The sequence below is a fragment of the Idiomarina aquatica genome (genome assembly GCF_003987185.1).
Lineage (GTDB): Bacteria > Pseudomonadota > Gammaproteobacteria > Enterobacterales > Alteromonadaceae > Idiomarina > Idiomarina aquatica.
In genome coordinates this window covers 297,838-314,583 of sequence record NZ_PIPS01000003.1, presented here as the reverse complement: position 1 = coordinate 314,583, position 16,746 = coordinate 297,838, and the positions used below count along the sequence as shown (strand labels likewise).

15 protein-coding genes and 1 tRNA gene are annotated in these 16,746 nt (G+C 49.2%); 10 read left to right on the top strand and 6 right to left on the bottom strand.

Annotated features, from left to right (window positions below):
• Positions 1 to 76 (top strand) — tRNA-Phe (locus CWE23_RS10890).
• Between the two features lie 160 nt (positions 77 to 236).
• Here CWE23_RS10890 and CWE23_RS10885 read toward each other — a convergent pair.
• Positions 237 to 704 carry a GNAT family N-acetyltransferase gene (locus tag CWE23_RS10885; RefSeq protein ID WP_126820262.1) on the bottom strand — a complete coding sequence of 156 codons (468 nt, stop codon included), beginning with the start codon at positions 702 to 704 and terminating at the stop codon, positions 237 to 239.
• 188 nt (positions 705 to 892) lie between these two features.
• On the opposite strand from CWE23_RS10885, the gene CWE23_RS10880 reads away from it, so the two are divergent.
• The gene (locus tag CWE23_RS10880) at positions 893 to 2,101 is read left to right on the top strand and encodes a hypothetical protein (RefSeq protein ID WP_126820261.1); all 1,209 of its coding nucleotides are present in this window, start codon (positions 893 to 895) and stop codon (positions 2,099 to 2,101) included.
• Here CWE23_RS10880 and CWE23_RS10875 read toward each other — a convergent pair.
• Together CWE23_RS10875 and CWE23_RS10870 are read right to left on the bottom strand one after the other, a co-directional pair.
• Positions 2,098 to 3,411 carry an outer membrane protein assembly factor BamB family protein gene (locus CWE23_RS10875; RefSeq protein WP_126820260.1) on the bottom strand — a complete coding sequence of 438 codons (1,314 nt, stop codon included), beginning with the start codon at positions 3,409 to 3,411 and terminating at the stop codon, positions 2,098 to 2,100. The two genes, CWE23_RS10880 and CWE23_RS10875, sit on opposite strands and share 4 nt — an antisense overlap.
• An 86-nt stretch (positions 3,412 to 3,497) precedes the next feature.
• Positions 3,498 to 4,892: a winged helix-turn-helix domain-containing protein gene (locus tag CWE23_RS10870; RefSeq protein ID WP_126820259.1), complete on the bottom strand. Its 1,395-nt coding sequence runs from the start codon at positions 4,890 to 4,892 to the stop codon at positions 3,498 to 3,500.
• 219 nt (positions 4,893 to 5,111) lie between these two features.
• Here CWE23_RS10870 and CWE23_RS10865 point away from each other — a divergent pair, with 219 nt between their 5' ends.
• The 4 genes from CWE23_RS10865 (at position 5,112) to CWE23_RS10850 (ending at position 7,038) form a co-directional block, all read left to right on the top strand.
• Positions 5,112 to 6,074, top strand: coding sequence for an alpha/beta hydrolase family protein (locus tag CWE23_RS10865; RefSeq protein WP_126820258.1), 963 nt, complete (start codon positions 5,112 to 5,114; stop codon positions 6,072 to 6,074).
• 90 nt (positions 6,075 to 6,164) lie between these two features.
• Positions 6,165 to 6,398 (top strand): hypothetical protein, encoded by a 234-nt coding sequence (locus CWE23_RS10860; RefSeq protein ID WP_126820257.1) that lies wholly within the window; start codon positions 6,165 to 6,167, stop codon positions 6,396 to 6,398.
• Positions 6,399 to 6,467: 69 nt separating this feature from the next.
• Positions 6,468 to 6,875 carry a hypothetical protein gene (locus tag CWE23_RS10855; protein ID WP_126820256.1) on the top strand — a complete coding sequence of 136 codons (408 nt, stop codon included), beginning with the start codon at positions 6,468 to 6,470 and terminating at the stop codon, positions 6,873 to 6,875.
• On the top strand, positions 6,856 to 7,038 hold the full coding sequence (locus CWE23_RS10850; RefSeq protein ID WP_105307105.1) for a hypothetical protein: 183 nt from the start codon (positions 6,856 to 6,858) through the stop codon (positions 7,036 to 7,038). Before CWE23_RS10855 ends, CWE23_RS10850 begins: the two co-directional genes overlap by 20 nt.
• Here the strand turns inward: CWE23_RS10850 and CWE23_RS10845 are convergent.
• Positions 7,019 to 7,771, bottom strand: coding sequence for a hypothetical protein (locus CWE23_RS10845; RefSeq protein ID WP_126820255.1), 753 nt, complete (start codon positions 7,769 to 7,771; stop codon positions 7,019 to 7,021). The genes CWE23_RS10850 and CWE23_RS10845 overlap by 20 nt on opposite strands.
• 176 nt (positions 7,772 to 7,947) lie before the next feature.
• On the opposite strand from CWE23_RS10845, the gene CWE23_RS10840 reads away from it, so the two are divergent.
• The 3 genes from CWE23_RS10840 to CWE23_RS10830 are packed head-to-tail and all read left to right on the top strand — an operon-like array spanning position 7,948 to position 10,175.
• Positions 7,948 to 8,598 (top strand): DUF1707 SHOCT-like domain-containing protein, encoded by a 651-nt coding sequence (locus tag CWE23_RS10840; protein ID WP_105307107.1) that lies wholly within the window; start codon positions 7,948 to 7,950, stop codon positions 8,596 to 8,598.
• 48 nt (positions 8,599 to 8,646) lie between these two features.
• Positions 8,647 to 9,264: a glutathione S-transferase family protein gene (locus CWE23_RS10835; protein WP_105307108.1), complete on the top strand. Its 618-nt coding sequence runs from the start codon at positions 8,647 to 8,649 to the stop codon at positions 9,262 to 9,264.
• 11 nt (positions 9,265 to 9,275) lie between these two features.
• The gene (locus CWE23_RS10830) at positions 9,276 to 10,175 is read left to right on the top strand and encodes a mechanosensitive ion channel family protein (RefSeq protein ID WP_126820254.1); all 900 of its coding nucleotides are present in this window, start codon (positions 9,276 to 9,278) and stop codon (positions 10,173 to 10,175) included.
• 49 nt (positions 10,176 to 10,224) lie between these two features.
• Here the strand turns inward: CWE23_RS10830 and CWE23_RS10825 are convergent, their stop codons facing one another.
• Together CWE23_RS10825 and CWE23_RS10820 are read right to left on the bottom strand one after the other, a co-directional pair.
• Positions 10,225 to 12,885, bottom strand: a complete 2,661-nt coding sequence (locus CWE23_RS10825) for a TonB-dependent receptor domain-containing protein (RefSeq protein WP_126820253.1) — start codon at positions 12,883 to 12,885, stop codon at positions 10,225 to 10,227.
• A 76-nt stretch (positions 12,886 to 12,961) separates the two neighbouring features.
• Positions 12,962 to 15,718, bottom strand: a complete 2,757-nt coding sequence (locus CWE23_RS10820; RefSeq protein ID WP_126820252.1) for a hypothetical protein — start codon at positions 15,716 to 15,718, stop codon at positions 12,962 to 12,964.
• Between the two features lie 179 nt (positions 15,719 to 15,897).
• Here CWE23_RS10820 and CWE23_RS10815 point away from each other — a divergent pair, with 179 nt between their 5' ends.
• Positions 15,898 to 16,740 (top strand): MBL fold metallo-hydrolase, encoded by an 843-nt coding sequence (locus CWE23_RS10815; RefSeq protein ID WP_126820251.1) that lies wholly within the window; start codon positions 15,898 to 15,900, stop codon positions 16,738 to 16,740.
• Positions 16,741 to 16,746 lie beyond the last annotated feature (6 nt).

Genomic DNA, 16,746 nt, shown 5'->3' with positions numbered 1-16,746 from the left:
GCCCGGATAGCTCAGTCGGTAGAGCAGAGGATTGAAAATCCTCGTGTCGGTGGTTCGATTCCGCCTCCGGGCACCACTATTCTGAAGAAGCCCTGCACTTTGTGCGGGGCTTTTTTGTTGGTTCAAACCGACACGAGTGTCGGTGCTGTTCCAGCATGCGTTCTATTCTATAGCTCTCACAAATACGCCTTGAAGATTTGTTTTCAGCCGTAGAGCTTTAATCTAAGAACAAACTGTTATTCGCGCTTGTGGACAAGCTTTAATTCTATTTCACCGGTATTGCTTTCAATACGCCCGTATTGATGCACGAAACCATGGCGTTGATAAAACATTAATGCCCTGTCGTTCTTCTTAAAAACACAAACGCTTAGATTTTCTTCCTGCGTTAATGCCCAGGTTAATAGCTTACTTCCAATGCCATTCCCCTGAAGTGACGGTAATACAAAAAGAGCATCCAAGTGATGCTCAAACAGGGAAACAAAGCCGACTACTTTGGATTTTAATACCGCCACCTGCGTATCTCTGGAGGGAAGATACTCGGTGGTGAGTGTTGGCAGCAAGGCTGACCAAAACTCCCGCGGCACAAAATCATGCGACTGAACCGATGCTGCGAACCAGATATCTGCTACAGCACTCATTTCATGGGCCTGCATCTTACGAATGACGACGTCTGCTGTTCGGGTGTGTTGGGGGCGGTTACTCATGACTGAGTTGACTTCCTCTACGTTGAAAACATCAAAGGTGCAAAGGTTAACGACTTTTTAGCCGTTGCGCGGGTTAAGAAAGGCAAAACCTCGTGATTTATACTTCTTTATGGTCTTTAACTCGCCTTTGAGGGAGGAATGCTTATTCTCATCAGCTTGTTTATCGACAATCGTAGGGAAATAACGTTATGGCAACCATATTGAAAATCATAGCTATTATATTATTGCTTTGGCTGGAGATCATGAAAGTCTCTCTGGCAAAAGAAACACATGACGAAAAAGCAGAAGTGATCATTTTAGGTGTATCGCATTCTGCGCAACTGTTTGTTAAAGAGTATCGTCCCGCAGTGCTCCGAGCCTGGTTGGCTGCTGCCGAGCCCGATGTTATCGCAGTTGAATTAACACAAGAGCGCTTTAACTCAGGCAATTATTATGACTTCACTCATGAAATTCAGGGCATCATAATACCATTTGCGGACGAACTGGGAGTTAGTCTACAACCTTTTGATTGGGAGCCGACGGCTCAAGACAGCCAGCTTATGTTTGGTTTCGATTTATTCCATACGCCTTTAATTCGGCCAAGTGCCGGCTGGCGCAGTTTTCTAAGTTTTAGTGACGAAGAACTCGACTGGGTTAAAGGCTTCCACATTGCCGATCAACAAGCGATGAGGAAAAAATTGACCGCCTGGATGGATACACCTGTCTCATCGTTACAAGCTGAAGCTGCCCGTCGGCTTTATCTTTACCGAACGTTTTTTCAAGCGAGAAACATCGAAGCGATCGCAAAACGTAACCCCGGGAAAAGAATTGTTGTGGTCGTGGGTTATATGCATCAGCCCGATCTTGAACGGGTATTAAAAACGAGTGACATGGTGACGTTAACGCCCTCATCACAATTTCCTCTGCCGGCGGCGAGCACTATAGAACAGTATGAGAAAACAAAAGACCTATACGCCATTGCCTGGGCCAATCTGTTTTCCTCGCATGCGCATAGCCGGGGATTTGACACGGACTGGTTGAGAGACATTCTCAAACGCATCAAACGCGTCGATAACAATCTCGAGTACGATGTTTTAAAGCTCAAATATAACCAGTTCCACGAAGCGCCATCTCTCTCGCTTTTAAAGCGTTGGCGTGATCTCGCGGAGTCTATTCCAGCAGGTCAATCCCCCTCCTGGAGAGCAGGACTGAACGAGCAACGAATAGACTCGGATTTCGAACCCTTCTCAGCCATGGGGCTGCGCGCAAGGGCGTTTCATGAAGCGGCTGTAGTTGCCTGCCGACTAAAAAAGACTGAACACGTCAGGTCTTTTCAACAGGAAGTCTCGACAACACTTTCAAAAGCAAGGGCTCGACATTACTTTGACTATTGGGAAGCTGTCTTTCCACAATGCTAGTTCTGGCGCTCGCTCAGCACATAAAGCTCTCCAGCCGTGCTCAACAGGTACAGCTTGCCTTCTGACCAGGCTGGAGAAGCGAGAAATCCCCCACTTGCCAGCACCCGATGCATAAGACCGTAAAGCGCGCTATCACGGGTGCCATTATGCGCATTCGAGTCGAGTTTACTATCTTGGGTTAAAACCTGATAAGTGTCCGATTCAAGAGCACCTAACTCCAATTTCCACAGCTCATCACCAGTATCTCGCTGTAACGCAACAACTTTACCTAAAGCCGAACTAAAGATAACGGCGTTGTTGAACAGTATCGGTGAACTGTAGTTCCAGCCACCGGTTTCATAGCGCCACACCTCTTCACCGGTTAGGCGATTAAGAGCGATAGCGAAACCAGTATCGGATGAACCGATATAGACAAACTCATCATCCACGGCGGCTGTTGTCAAAACCCATGAACGCGCCATATCATATCGCCACACTTCCTGCCCCGACGCCGCATCAAGCCTATACATAAAGCCGTCCCGGCTACCAACATAAATATGGTCTCGGTAAACCGCAGGGCTAGCCTGAATACCTTGCCAAATTTTCGTATCTGGGTCTTTGCCGGTTTCAAACTCCCAAACTACGCGGCCACTATTTAGGTTTAACGCCAGCAACGTACCATCCCAGCCACCGACAATAAGTAACTCACCCCAGATGGCCGGAGAACTGTGTATCAAGTCTCGCGCTTTAAAACGCCATACCTCACTGCCGTCGGTTTTATTCAAGGCGTAAATATGTTGGTCACTACTACCAAAAATGACCAGTTCGTTATGAATAACCGGTGATGACGAAAAGTAATCCCAAGGATCGGTAATAGGCTCATCTGCTTTAATACCGAGATAGCCATGAGCAGTAAAACGAGATTCGCCTTGGGTCACAAATTCCCAGCTAATTTTTCCTGATGCCGTATCAAACGCAAGAAATTTTCCGGCTTCATTCAACACATACCCAGTACCATCGACGATGGTGGGCGTTGACCGAATCGCAGCACCTGTTGGCGTCAACCAATTTAATCGGTAACTATCGCGCGAAAAACTATAAATCACCCCATCTAATCCGCCGAGGATAATCTGTTCACCATGAATCAGCGGCGATGCGACGGTCAGCGTTGGTAAATCAAGTGGCTTTGCTAGCCGTGGACTGGTGATAACGGGCACATTCAAAGCCAGGTTACGCTGTTGATGACCTTTGAAACCTAGCCAGTCTGCTGATACGCAATGACTGAATAAAAAAGCGACGAGTGCAATACAAACCGACAATGATGTTTTCATGACTTTCTCCGTTTAAGAAAGCCATAAGGATTCCTCTTTGCGCAAAGAAACCCTAATAAAGGTCGATAAAGAAAAATTAATAATTGTTAATGTGCCTTTGTCAGCCTTTTAAATTCGGCAACCAGAGCGGTATACCCTGGGTGAGCTTGCAACGGGTCATAATGGGGATCAGCAAGTAGCCAAAGCACTTCCCATTCACGGTTTTTTATGGCTTCAGATAAAAACCGAATGGCGTCGTCGTAGTACCCCGCAACGATCGCATGACGAGCATTGGATACTGGCGACCGGTAATGACCCAGTCGCTCGGAGAGCGGTTTTTTCATTAACTCAGCATGCACGCCCACGAGTCCCTGCTCTTGATAGACGGCTTCGAGCCTGTTTTTCTGCTGCTGAGGAATATCCGCATCATCAATCAGAGCTTTTAAGTGGTACCAGGCTTTTCCATAGTCACCATTAAGATATGCCGTATTCTGCGCAGAAACGTGCAAATTATAGCTGTCTGGTTCAGCAGCAAGTATGCGCTCTATCTCTCTCGCCGCTTTTTGATGTTGATCTTGCATCAAGTGCAACCAGGCCAGCATGGGAGCCGAGTAAAATTCAGGGTGATTTTCCCGAAGGCTACGAATTGCGCTACCCACTAATTCGGACTCACCTAACGCCAGCATAACTTCAGAAAACTCGAGCAAAAAGCGCGGGGTGCGGTTGCCTCTATTGTATTCATTAAGCAACAGCCGTTTGGCTTCCGGAAAATTCCAGTCACCATAAAAATACAGCATACCTAACAGCCACTCGCCCTCATTTACGTCTGGATTTTCTTCGAGCGCCCGTTTCATAAGTTGGATCAGTTCTTCCGAGTGAGCAGGGATATCGTGTCGCGATATCCTTGCAAGTTTTGCGCGGGTAAGACCTAAATATGCATCAGCATTTGGCGCATCTTTTAACACCGAACGATACAGGCGAATGGCTTCATCATTATCACCTCCATTGGCGACCAGCTCATTAGCCCGACGTAATTTCTCTTCGAACACGGTGTTTGCTGACGCGTGATGTTCAACCGGCCCATCGGGTATCAATAACAACATGAGCGTAACAGCTACGGCAATCACGGCCAGAGCCATGCCGGCAATCAACGACGTTGAATAACGCGTTTTTTGTTTTGATACGTCGACTTTTTCTGTGGTTGGTTTCCACAAGTACCCGTGACCGGGAATGGTTCGGATATAAGCTGCTGAGTTTTCCGGATCAAGTTGTTTTCGCAACTGACTGATGGCCACCGTCAAGCTTTCTTCTGAAACCACACGGGGCGCCCAAACCTCGCGCAGTAGAAAGTCTCGACTCAGTTTTTCTCCGGGATGAGTACAGAAAATTTCGATAAGGCGTCCGAGCCTCGGTTCAATAGTAACACGCTCTCCATGACTGTTAATGAGCTGAGAGTCACTCGGTACATATTGCCACTGACCGAACTTATAGCTGTGAGACACCTTACACCCGCTTGATTGTTAAACTAAGTAGCTAATTATTACTAAAATCGCGATGGGTTCCAGTTTAGTTTGCTTTGCTTCTGGCGACAATGTCGGCAAAACGCGACAGATGCGATATTAAAAAATGTTAATCCGGATTATTAACCCTTATTAACTGCACAATATTTGTTCGTTCCACAAGAATAGACGTGTTATTAACCATCGTGATGAGGATCACCTATGAAACGCTCTATCATTTTTTTTGCGATCAGTTTTGCTGCATTAATGGCGACCTATACCGTCGTTGCAAAACCCATTGATGCTCCGATACGAGAATCTTTTTTCGTCGAGAGTGAAAATGAGAACCTTTATTTACAGGTCTCCCGACCCGCTGAATCTCATGAGCCCGGACCGGTCGTTCTGTTTCTTTTTGGCTCTGGTGAGTTCTCAACGACACGCACCTATGAAAAGTTCTTACGCTTCTTTTTTGAAGAACCACTGCTTAAAAAGGGGTTCACGATAGCGTCGTTTGACAAGCGGGGAACGGGAAAATCTTCTGGCACCTGGTATAACACGTCGTTTGAGCAAAGAGCCGTTGACGCAGCTAACGTCGCCCGGTTTTTGCATAACCAAGACTGGGTTGACCCTAAAAAGGTGTTTGTTGCCGGACATAGCCAAGGGGGGTGGATTACACAAATCGCATTAGCGGAATACCCTGCGCTGTTTGCCGGTGGTATTAGCATGGCCGGCCCAACCTTCAGCGTCCGTGAGCAGTTAATCAATGACTATGCCAGCGGCTATCAGTGCGACGACGATCTTGATGAGAAGGCCGCCTACCGGAAAGCCACAAGCAATGTGGATTGGACGCTCCGCTTTGTTTCTTGGTTTGGTTGGTGGGGCAACCTCAAACAGTTAAAGATAATCAAAGATTTCTCGCCTGATAGTTACCTACAAGCAACAACGGCCCCATTGCTTCTTATGTTCGCGGAAAACGATCCATTGGTGAGTCCGGAACACAGTATCCAGACACTGAATGAACTTTTTCCTGCGGGAATACCGCAACATATTCACTACTTTGTTGGAGCCAACCAAGAACATGCGTTCAAAATTGCACCTAAATGCTACTCCGGTGACTGGCAAAAGGTTCATTACTCAGAAACAAGTCGTGACCAGATGATTGAATGGTTACTCTCACAAGTGTAACCCCTGTAGTCGCGTCGCTTGTATGAGTACTGACACTGAACCTTACTAAAGGCTATACTGGCGACTTATCCTCAACCCATAAGTTTCGTCATGTTAAAACGTATTTACGAGCACATTAAAATCCCCTTGCTGATTGTCCTGGTGCTGTTGCCTTCGATGCTGTTAGCACTTGGTATGTATTGGCTGGTCAGTGAGCTTTTACTGGGCGACGACGACTTCTGGAGCTGGTCCACGATGGGGTGGACGACGTTAATTTTCTTCGGCTTCTGGTTGCTTGTGGCACTGTTCAACAGCGACAAGATATTGTTTGGCGCAAAGCGTTAATTCATTGTTGCGAACGATTCTCATTTGTACTATTGTTGGGTCATCGTCAACCATCAGTAGGGTTTTACTATGTCATGCGCTATCGTCGAGAATCATCGCTTTCATCAAATGTTCCATGCGGCTTCCGGCAAATTGCAGCAAGGGCAACTTGATAATGCCCTCCGGCTGTTAACGAAAGCGCGCGCATCGGCTCTTGCGGCCAGTGACGATGAGGTGCTCGGCGCCAATGCACAGCAAAATTACGTCACTGCCAGCCTCATCATCATGGGCGTGCAATTTCGCCTGCAACACCATGCTGATACGCTGAGTACCTACCATGCTCTGTTTAAACAACTGGCGCATTGGCTGGAACAGGCCGACTCGGACGACAATCTAAAGCGTTTGCGGGGATTTCAGGCGTTAGCCGAAAAAGCTTGCCGGCATTTACATCTGGAACGTTTTCGCGAGGAGACAAGGTATGCGTCCTCAACAAAATAACCGTGTCCGCCTGGAAATTGAATCAAGCCAGTTGATGCGGCTGATGCAACAACGGCAGTTGGTTGCCAGCGACATTCGCTGCTGCGACAGCGAGAGTCGCTGTGTATTAAAACAGTTGTTATTAAAATGCTCGGCAAACAGCCTTAATGAACAACTGAAGTAACGGGCAATGACTGATGGACTCTGATACCAGCGCCAAACGCTCGCTCCAGGTTTTCGACAATGAACGTACGATGGTCGGCACCGGTCACAACGACCAGAGTGCCGCCGCTGCGCGCATTCATGACGCGGACGATGTTTTCCGCTATCTTTTCATCGCGTCGCTGGTTAAAGTCCAATATTGCCTGGTAACGAGTTTTGCCGAGCCACAGTTGTTGTTGCTGATCAATGGCACGTGTCAGTTGCCCATAGCGTCCGTCCATCAGACTTTCGACCGTCGCGCTCTGCAACAACGCTTGCTGCTGTGATTGCAGTTCATCTAATTTCGGCGGTCGTCGCGCCATTACGGCTTGCTCTTTATCTAACTCCCGCTCAAGTTTTTTAACCGTTAGCGTCTGCCAATAGTTTTTGGGGATCGGTTGTCCGGTAATCGCATCACCGAGCCAATCAAAACCAAACACTCGACCCGAAAAACGTTGCGCCAACTCGACCATTTCGAGCGGATAATTGGCGTTTAGGTAGCGAGAGTCCTCACCGATATCTTCGGGTCGGATCTCAACCCCCACAAGGTCGGGCTCCAACCGCTCAACCACCTTATAAAGATGGTCGTAATTAAAGCTTGGGTGGTCTTTATGGTAGCCGTGCATTGCGCTGATGACATAGACATCCCAGCTTTTCGCCAGCACCGTTGGCACCAGCAATACCAGTATGGTAAGTGACAGTAACACCTTGCGCATAAGCACCTCTTGTAGGCAAAACGACGTTATAACCAAGCATCATAATAAATCCCAACGGTTATTGTATGTCCATTTGTAAGAACTTGTTATGTATATGTTTTATAAAAAGAAAGCTGTTTTGCGTTTATCGGCATAAGCACCAATAATAAAAAAGATATCCATAACCGGGGAACATTATGGCGGTAACCTTTGAAGATCGCCCGCTTGAGCAGGTACGGGAAGAAACCATCGACCAGTTGGTCATGAATTACAGTCACGGCATCATTTCTGCGGAGGCCTTTGAACGTCGTCTTGATGCGGCAATGGACGCAACCTCGCATGCCCAGCTTGCTGATTTAGTGGCAGACCTTGAGCTCAAGCCTGACTCCTCTTACGACAACATCAAGGCCCGCCAATTTGCGCCGCATTATGGAGCAGGTCGCGTTGAAGCGACGGAAAATATTGTCTCAATCTTGTCTTCCAATGAACGCTCCGGAGTTTGGACCGTACCGCGAACCATCACCGTTTATGCGTTACTTGGCTCCGTCGAGCTGGATTTTAGTGATGCGATTTTTCAGCAACCAGATGTCACCATTAAAATCATCGGTGGCTTATCCAGCATCGAGATCTTTGTTCCTGAGGAAGTCACCATCAGCACCAATGTGTTTAATATTCTGGGGTCAACCGAGAATAAAGCACCTTCTATGGGCCACTTACAACAGCCCCCTCACCTGAACATCGAAGGGACACAAGTATTAGGCTCACTGGAGATTAAAGTGAAGCGCACCATGAAAGAAAAGTTTGTTGCCTTCGCCAACAGCCTGAAAAGCACCTTTCAATCTCGTTAAAGTCGGAGTAAATTGGAGCTAACACCCAGTTTAACAGGAGGTTAGCTCATGAAACTTTACGAAATGGCGAAAGCGCCAAACCCGCGTCGCGTGCGCATGTTTTTAGCCGAAAAAGGATTGCTGGACAAGGTCACCCGAGTCGAAATCGATTTAGCCAAAGGCGAAAATCTCAGTACCGAATTCTGCAATAAAAACCCGATGAAAAAAGTGCCGGTATTAGAACTGGACGACGGCACCTGCATCAGCGAAACCACGGCGATTTGTCGCTACTTCGAAGAACATTACCCGGACTCTCCCAAGCTGCTTGGCAACAACGCCAATGAAAAGGCCATCATCGAACAATGGACCCGCTGGGTCGACTTTTACTTGTTCCTGCCCATCGGCATGGGTTTTCAACATACCACCGATTACTTTAAACACCGCATGAACCCGATTAAGGAATGGGGCGAGAGCAACATCAAAGCAGCCACCGAGTTTTTTGACTTTCTGAACCAGCACCTACAGGACAAAGACTACATTGCGTTTGGTCGCCTCACCGCAGCCGATATCAACGCGTTTTGTTCGGTCGATTTTGGCAAAGTCGTTAACCTACGTGTGACCGACGCCTACCCGAACCTTAAACAGTGGTATGAACGCATGAAGGCGTTACCTTCTGCTAAGGTGTAGGATCGACGAACATGCAAATGAACTGGCAGGATATTGCTGACTCAGTAGCCTCATTGTGGCAGACCGAGCTGTATAAAGCGGGTGACACCCCGATTTATCTGTCGCAGGTCATCATTGCGTTAACCTTGATCATGATCGGTTTCGTCGTGGTGCGCTGGGTTGGCGCGCGTCTGGTTAAGCGGGCGTTGCGCTCCAGCGGTGCTTCCGAAAACACCGTCTTTGCGTTTCGACGCCTGATTTCGTTCGTTGCCTACGTCATGATCGTGCTGATCGCGCTACCAATTGCGGGTATTCCTATCACCATTTTCGCGGTGCTCGGTGGCGCTCTGGCTATCGGTGTAGGCTTCGGCGCACAAAACCTGCTGAACAACCTCATCTCGGGCATCATCTTAATTGCCGAGCGCCCTATCCGTATCGGCGATATCGTCGAACTGGAAAAAGAACGAGGTCGCGTTGAAGAAATCGGCAACCGCTGTGTTCGCATTCGCCGTTACGACGGCGTACACGTACTGGTACCAAACAGTTACTTTCTTGAACAGCGGGTGGTGAACTGGACGCTGGTGTCGGCGGATATTCGTTCGGTTGTTTCCGTTGGTGTCGCTTACGGTTCGCCGGTAGAGACAGTGCGCGATTTATTGCGTCAGGCCGCCGAAGAACACGAACAGATATCGACCGATTATCCTATTGAAGTCATTTTTGAAGACTTTGGTGACAGCTCGCTGCTGTTTAATTTGTATTTCTGGACCAGTGTTCATCAGCCGATGGATATCCGCCGCATTCAGTCGGATGTTCGGTTTAAGGTGAACGCGCTGTTCGATGAACACAACATTGTCATTGCGTTCCCCCAGCGCGACATTCATCTGGACACCTCAAAACCGCTGGAAATTCATTTAAAAGAACCTTCTGCATAGCATAAAAAAAGGGCTCCTGACGGAGCCCTTTTCGTCACTGCAGTAGTCGTTAGAATTCGCGCTTATACGTAAGCGAGAAGCTGATACCACGAGTTTCTGAACGTAACAGCGTATTATCAAACTCAATTTCTTTATCCTGATTCAGGATGTTCTGAACCTTTAAGGTTACTTGAGAATTGAAGTCCGGGTAATAGCTGTACACGGCATCAAGTGAGTGGAACGGTTGCTCAAAGGCATCACCACGGCCGTCGATTCCCGGAATGATGATACGGTCACCAAACACGTTATAGACTAATGAAGCCGAGTGCATGCCGTCGTCCGAGTCGAAACCAAGTTGGGTGTTAACGACCCATTCTGAGTGGCCGGTTAAGCGCCGTTCAGTGTTGGTAATCGACGTAGAAACGCCAGTTTGCTCAACAATGTTCTGCGTATCCAGTGTGATGCTAGAGTCACTCAGGGTGACGTTACCGGATAAGAAGAAGTTGTTGCTCAGTGTTTTCAGCCATTCCACTTCGGTACCATAAACTTCACCCGTTTCAGCATTGGCGATACGTACCAGTGGTGGACCATCCTGAGAAGGCGACTGCACCGATTCAATCGGGTTGGTCATGTCTTTATAGAACAAACCAATCGACAAGGTATCGCCGTTATCCTGATACCACTCCCAGCGGGCGTCGAAGTTATCGATGTCCGTGGTGTTAAGACCCGGCGTACCACCGACGGGGAACAAAGTCAGCGGATCCAGGTAGGTTGAGCTGGACACTTCACGCAGATCCGGACGTACCACGGTTTTACCGTAACTAAAGCGCAGTTGCTGTTCATCGCTCAGGAAGTAGGTCAATGCCAATGATGGGTAGAGATCATCTTCCTGGAACGCCAGATCCGCCAGATCTTCCACAGTCGGGCTGGTTGGCAAATCAATCTCGCCGGTTTGCGGAACCAATGGTACCACCGCCTGGCGGAAATCTTCCCAACGAACACCGGCGGTTATGCGCCATTTTTCATCGAAGAAAAAGTCACCTTCGAAATAGTACGCATCAATTGTCTGAGCGGAAATATAATCATCACCCGCAACGGTGGTGTCGTTCAGAATCGGCAAGAAGCCAAGCTCTGCGTTTGCGATGACGTCATCGTTCAGGATTTCACCCAGTTGATAGCCTTCCAGGATGCTGGAATCGCTAAACGCACGAGTGTTGATGTCGAATCGACGGTTGGTCGCGTAGCGTGTCTTCTGCACGAAATCAGCGCCAGCTTTCAGGGTAATGTCCCAGTGATCCAGCATGATTGGCAGAGTCACGTTACCACCCCAGTTCTCAACTTCGTCGTTCAAGTCCTGGAAGTTATAACGGGCTGCGGTGGTGGCGTTGGTCAACACGCTCTCGTTCTCACGGTCAAAAACACCGTCATCATTGCTGTCGGTTAGGATAAAGCGAGTTTCGATATTACCCGGAGCATAACGGCTGGAGCGCGATTTAGAGTATTTCCAGTCAACCCCGAGGAAGTTCCAGTCGGTAAAGGTATGCATACCTTTAATCTGGTTCGCGACCATGCGACGTTCCTGATACGTCACGTCATAAGAACGGATACGCTGGTCAGAACCAAAGTTAATGTTGTTGCTGTTACCGAGCTTTTCGCGGAACTGATCTTCGGTGTCGTTCAGGATGACATGGCTTAAATCAACACGGTGGTTACTGCCGTAGTTGATGCCTGCGGTCAACATGCCTGACCAGGTAACTTGCTGCTCAGTTGACTCAACATCATCCCAGCCACGCAGAATCGTGTAAGTTCCGTCCGGATTGCGACTCCAGTCTTCACCCAGATACTGTTCAGAAACTTCCCACTCGTTGTCATAGGCTGCCGTGGCCAAAAAGCCGACCGCCCACTTGTCGTCGATGTCGTAACGGTTACCGTACGTCAGGTCGAGGCCGTAATCCGGATCGACGCTTTGCAGGGTTGGATCATAGTCGCGATTTAGCGCCAGAGCGACATCGCGGTTTTGTTCCAATGAGATATCATCCAGAAAGGTACGCTGATCCCACAGGTCTTTCAGCATTTGCGGCGCTGCCCGAGTGCCGTCGTCTTTACCGTTCCAGTTACTGCCGCCGTCGTACCAGTAGGCGTCGTTAAAGTTTTCGCTGTTTCCGCCCACTTTAATGGAGGCGTTAAAGATCTCTTCATCCGGTGCTGATTTCAGGCGAATATCAACATTACCGCCGCCGAAGTTTGCCGGCATCGAGGCAGAATACGACTTCTGCACCGCCAGGCTCTCGATGATATCAGCCGGGAATAAATCCAGTGGAATAACAGCACGGGTGGGATCCGGGCTTGGTACTGACATACCATTCAATTGGGTACTGGAGTACCGCTCACCCAAACCACGAACATAAATAAACTTGCCGTCAACCAGGGTCAAACCGGTCACCCGGCGAAGGGCTGCTGCAGCGTCGCTGTCACCGGTACGGGAAATTTGTTCCGCGCCCATGATATCAGCAACGAACGCCTGCTCTTTACGTTCCTGAACAACCGCTGCCGCACTGCCCTGCAAACGAGTACCTGTGGTCACCACTTCTTCGATAACCGCTTCCGGTGAGGATTGTTGTTCAGACGCGGATTGTTCCTGCTGTTCTTGTGCTGCAAAAGCGCTTTGCGATGACAAGCCAGTTAAAACCGCAAGAGTAAGGCTCGCCAGAGGAAATTGTTTGGCTCGCATGATAGTAACTACCTCTTTTATACAGTGAAAACCGGGGCACACAATCCTTTGCGTACCCTCGGTTTATAGTGCGGTGTTATTCCAGACCAACAGTCCAGCCTGCAGTCCAATCGTTATCGCTGCTTACTGCGCCAACGAAGTCTGCGTTGTCAAAGAAGGTGTCGCCGCTTAAATCAGCTGCTGCAGCGTCAGATACCGTAAAGATACCGTCCAGTGCTTCTGCTGCTGTCACAACGCTGTTGCCTTCCTGACCCAGGAACCACTGCTCCAGGTCTACATCTGAAGAACCAAACTTGAAGTTCTCACCGTTATCACAGGCCATCAGTGAGTTCGTCATGCTGATACCGCCGTCCTGCAGGTGACCCTGGCTTACCGGGTTACCTTCAACTTCTAAGCACTCACCCATACCGGCCGGGCCTGATACGATGGTGTTGTAGAACGTTGCCTGAGTACCTTCGCGCAGGTAGATACCCTCTGAAGCGTTTTCGCCAGAGAAGGTGTTACCAATGATGGTCAGGTTAGCGATGGTCGGGCTAGACATTGGTTCAGCACCTGGGTTAGAGCCATCGTTATCGGCTTCGATACCACGGTTAGCGTCTGAGTTGTCTGGGTTTTGACGTACCAGTACGTACTGCAGTTTACCTTGGTAACCGTTATCCCAGTCGATGCTGTCGTCTTGCATGTTGGTCAGTACAACGTACTTGAAGTTAACGTTGCCGCCGAACATTTCAATACCATCGTCAGAGTTGTTGTGAACTTGCAGGTACTCAACCGTTGTGCCTGAACCAACACCACCGAAGGTGATACCGTTAAGTTCGTTGTCCGGTGCGATTTCAAAGCCACCGTTCATGACACGTACATAGCGCAGCGTACCTGAGTTATCAGCGGTATCGGTACCACCAAATACAGCGCCTTCCTCAGCACCTTCTACCTGCAGCGCACAGTCTGAACCGTCTGACGGACACTTGTTGCTTGGCGCGTTACCAAGAATAATCAAACCACCCCATTGACCTGGCATGCCTTCGCCACCTTCAACATCAATTGACGATGTCAGTGAGATAGGTTCTTCGGCAGTACCCTGAGCGTCGATATCTGAACCACGGCTGATGACCAGGTAGTCATTACCGGTACGACCGTATACGGTAACACCAGGTTCGATGGTCAAGGTTGCTGAGTCAGCATTGTCACCACCGATGAACACGGCACCCGTTAATGCGTAGTAGTTACCCGCGGTCAGGGTCAGATCGTCTGTGTAACGACCTTCCAGTTCACAGGTCGTCGTTGAGCCGTCAATAGGAGTAATCGCTTCTGTGCCGGCCGGGCAACCTGCTACTGGGGCTTCTGAGTCACCGGCAGTCACTTCACCACCGCCAAAACCAAAGGCCCAGCCTTGACGCCAGTCGTCATCGCCGCCCACGGCGCCGATAAAATCAACCGATTCAAAGAAGCTACCGTCTACGGTGTTCGATACGTCTTGTCCTGCACCCAGTAACGGTGAGCCGCTCATTGGCTGACCATTGGCTGACAGCATCACAGAATCGCTGATGAAGTTATTGGCTTGATCGTTCAGGAACCAGTCTTCCAGGTCAACGTCGGTATCACCAAACTTGAAGTTTTCACCGTTGCTGCAGGCAAAAACCGAGTTTTCCATGCGAATGGTGTTATCGGTTAAGTGACCTTGAGATACTTCGTTGCCTTCAACTTCAAAACACTCGCCCATTTCTGATGGGCCGGTTACTACGGTGTTGTAGAACTGCGCGCCAGTCCCTTCACGTAAGTAGATACCTTCTGATGAGTTTTCACCCTGGAAGTTATTACCAATGATGGTTAGGTTCGCGAGAATGGGGTTAGACATTGGCTCAGCAGCTGGGTTAGAACCGTCGTTGTCGGCTTCGATACCACGGTTAGCGTCGCCACCGTTTTTGTCATGCTCAACGTAAACGAACTGCATGCGGCCCTGGTAACCGTTATCCCAGTCGATGCTGTCGTCTTGCATGCCGGTTAATACAACGTGTTTAAAGTCGACGTTACCACCGAACATTTCGATGCCGTCGTCCGAGTTGCCGTGAACCTGTAAATATTCAACCGTTGTGCCTGAACCAACGCCACCGAAGGTGATGCCGTTTAATTCGTTATCTGGTGCGATTTCAAAACCACCGTGCTTAACCACTAAGTAGCGTAAAACACCAGAGTTGTCTGTTTCGTCGGTACCACCGAATACGGCACCCTCTTCAGCGCCTTCAACCTGAAGCGCACAGTCAGAACCGTCAGAAGGACATTTGTTGCTTGGCGCGTTACCCAAGATGATAAAGCCACCCCATTGACCCGGAGCCGTTTCTTCACCCAGCACGTCCTGCGAAGACGTCATGATAATCGGCGCGTCCGCTGTACCTTCAGCGATGATTTGTGAGTCACGGCTAACCACCAGGTAATCGTTACCTTGACGACCAAAAATCACAGTGCCCGGTTCAACGGTCAACACCGCAGAATCGGCTTTATCACCACCGACAAAAGTAGGTCCGTCCAGGGCATACATTACTGTTGTACCGTCTTCCAGGCTATTTACCAGCGTGGTATCTTCCGTGATGCGTCCAGAAAGAACCTGTACCTGAACTTCCTCACCCAGCGCTTCACTTGCTGCGAGTGAGAGTGAACCACTGGTTTCACCTGGTAAGTCAGCACCGGTATCACCGCCACCGTTGTCGCCACCACCTGTGCCTGGATCCGGTTGTTCAACCGTCGCACCAGTGTCGATGTTGATGTCACCACCACAGCCTGCCAGCGCAAGCGCTGCGGCAACAGCAGAAGCTTTAAATAGAGTTTGCAGTTTCATTGAGTTCTCCCGACCTTCATTTTTCGGTTTTGAATTGACGGAAACGAGAGTAGTGATTCTGCATGACAGATATGTGACAACTTCAAACTGTCACAAAAGATTCACGTTTTTGACACGTTGAATTGATCCCTTTCTTTGTCTACAAAGTAATCAGGTTAAAACCCAATCAGGAACCCTTTATGAAAAAACTTACCCTGCTGGCAGCCCTTGCTCTAAGCGCTGCTGCGACTGCTCAAGATCGTTTTGCTGACGTTCAGGTAAGCGCCGATGCCGTCGCCGATAATATTCACATGCTCAGTGGTGCCGGCGGCAATATGGCACTGATGCATGGCGCCGATGGCGTGCTGCTGATTGATGATCAATATCAGCAGATGGCGGAAAAAATCAGCGCCAAAATTGACGAGTTGACCGGCGAGCCGGTTCGTTACGTCATCAATACACACTTTCACGGCGATCACGTCGGCTCTAATATGTGGCTACGGGAAAACCATGATGCCACCATTCTGGCTCATGACAATGTACGCAAACGGTTAAGCAATGACAGCGACTTTAATGCCGCCGGACTACCGCAGTTAACCTTTGATTCAACCGTTACGTTACACATCAACGGTGATACGGTGCATGTGTTCTATCTTGCCAATGGCCATACTGACGGGGACGTCGCCGTATGGTTTGAAAAAGCGAATGTATTGCACCCGGGTGACCTGTTCTTTAATGAGCGTTTCCCATTCATTGATTTAGGCAGTGGCGGTGACGTTGAGGGGTATATCAATAACGTCACCACACTCATCAGTAAGATTAATGACGATACGGTGATCATCCCTGGCCACGGTCCGAAGGCGAGCCGCGCCGATTATCAGGCGTTTCTGGATATGATTAAGGCCACCAAAGCGGAAGTGGACAGCATGCGCGAGCAAGGTATGGCGCTAGAGGATGCGTTGGGCAACGGCCTCAGTGATAAGTGGAAACCATGGGCCTGGAACTTTATCACCGAGGAACGCTGGATTAAAACCTTGTACTAACACCGC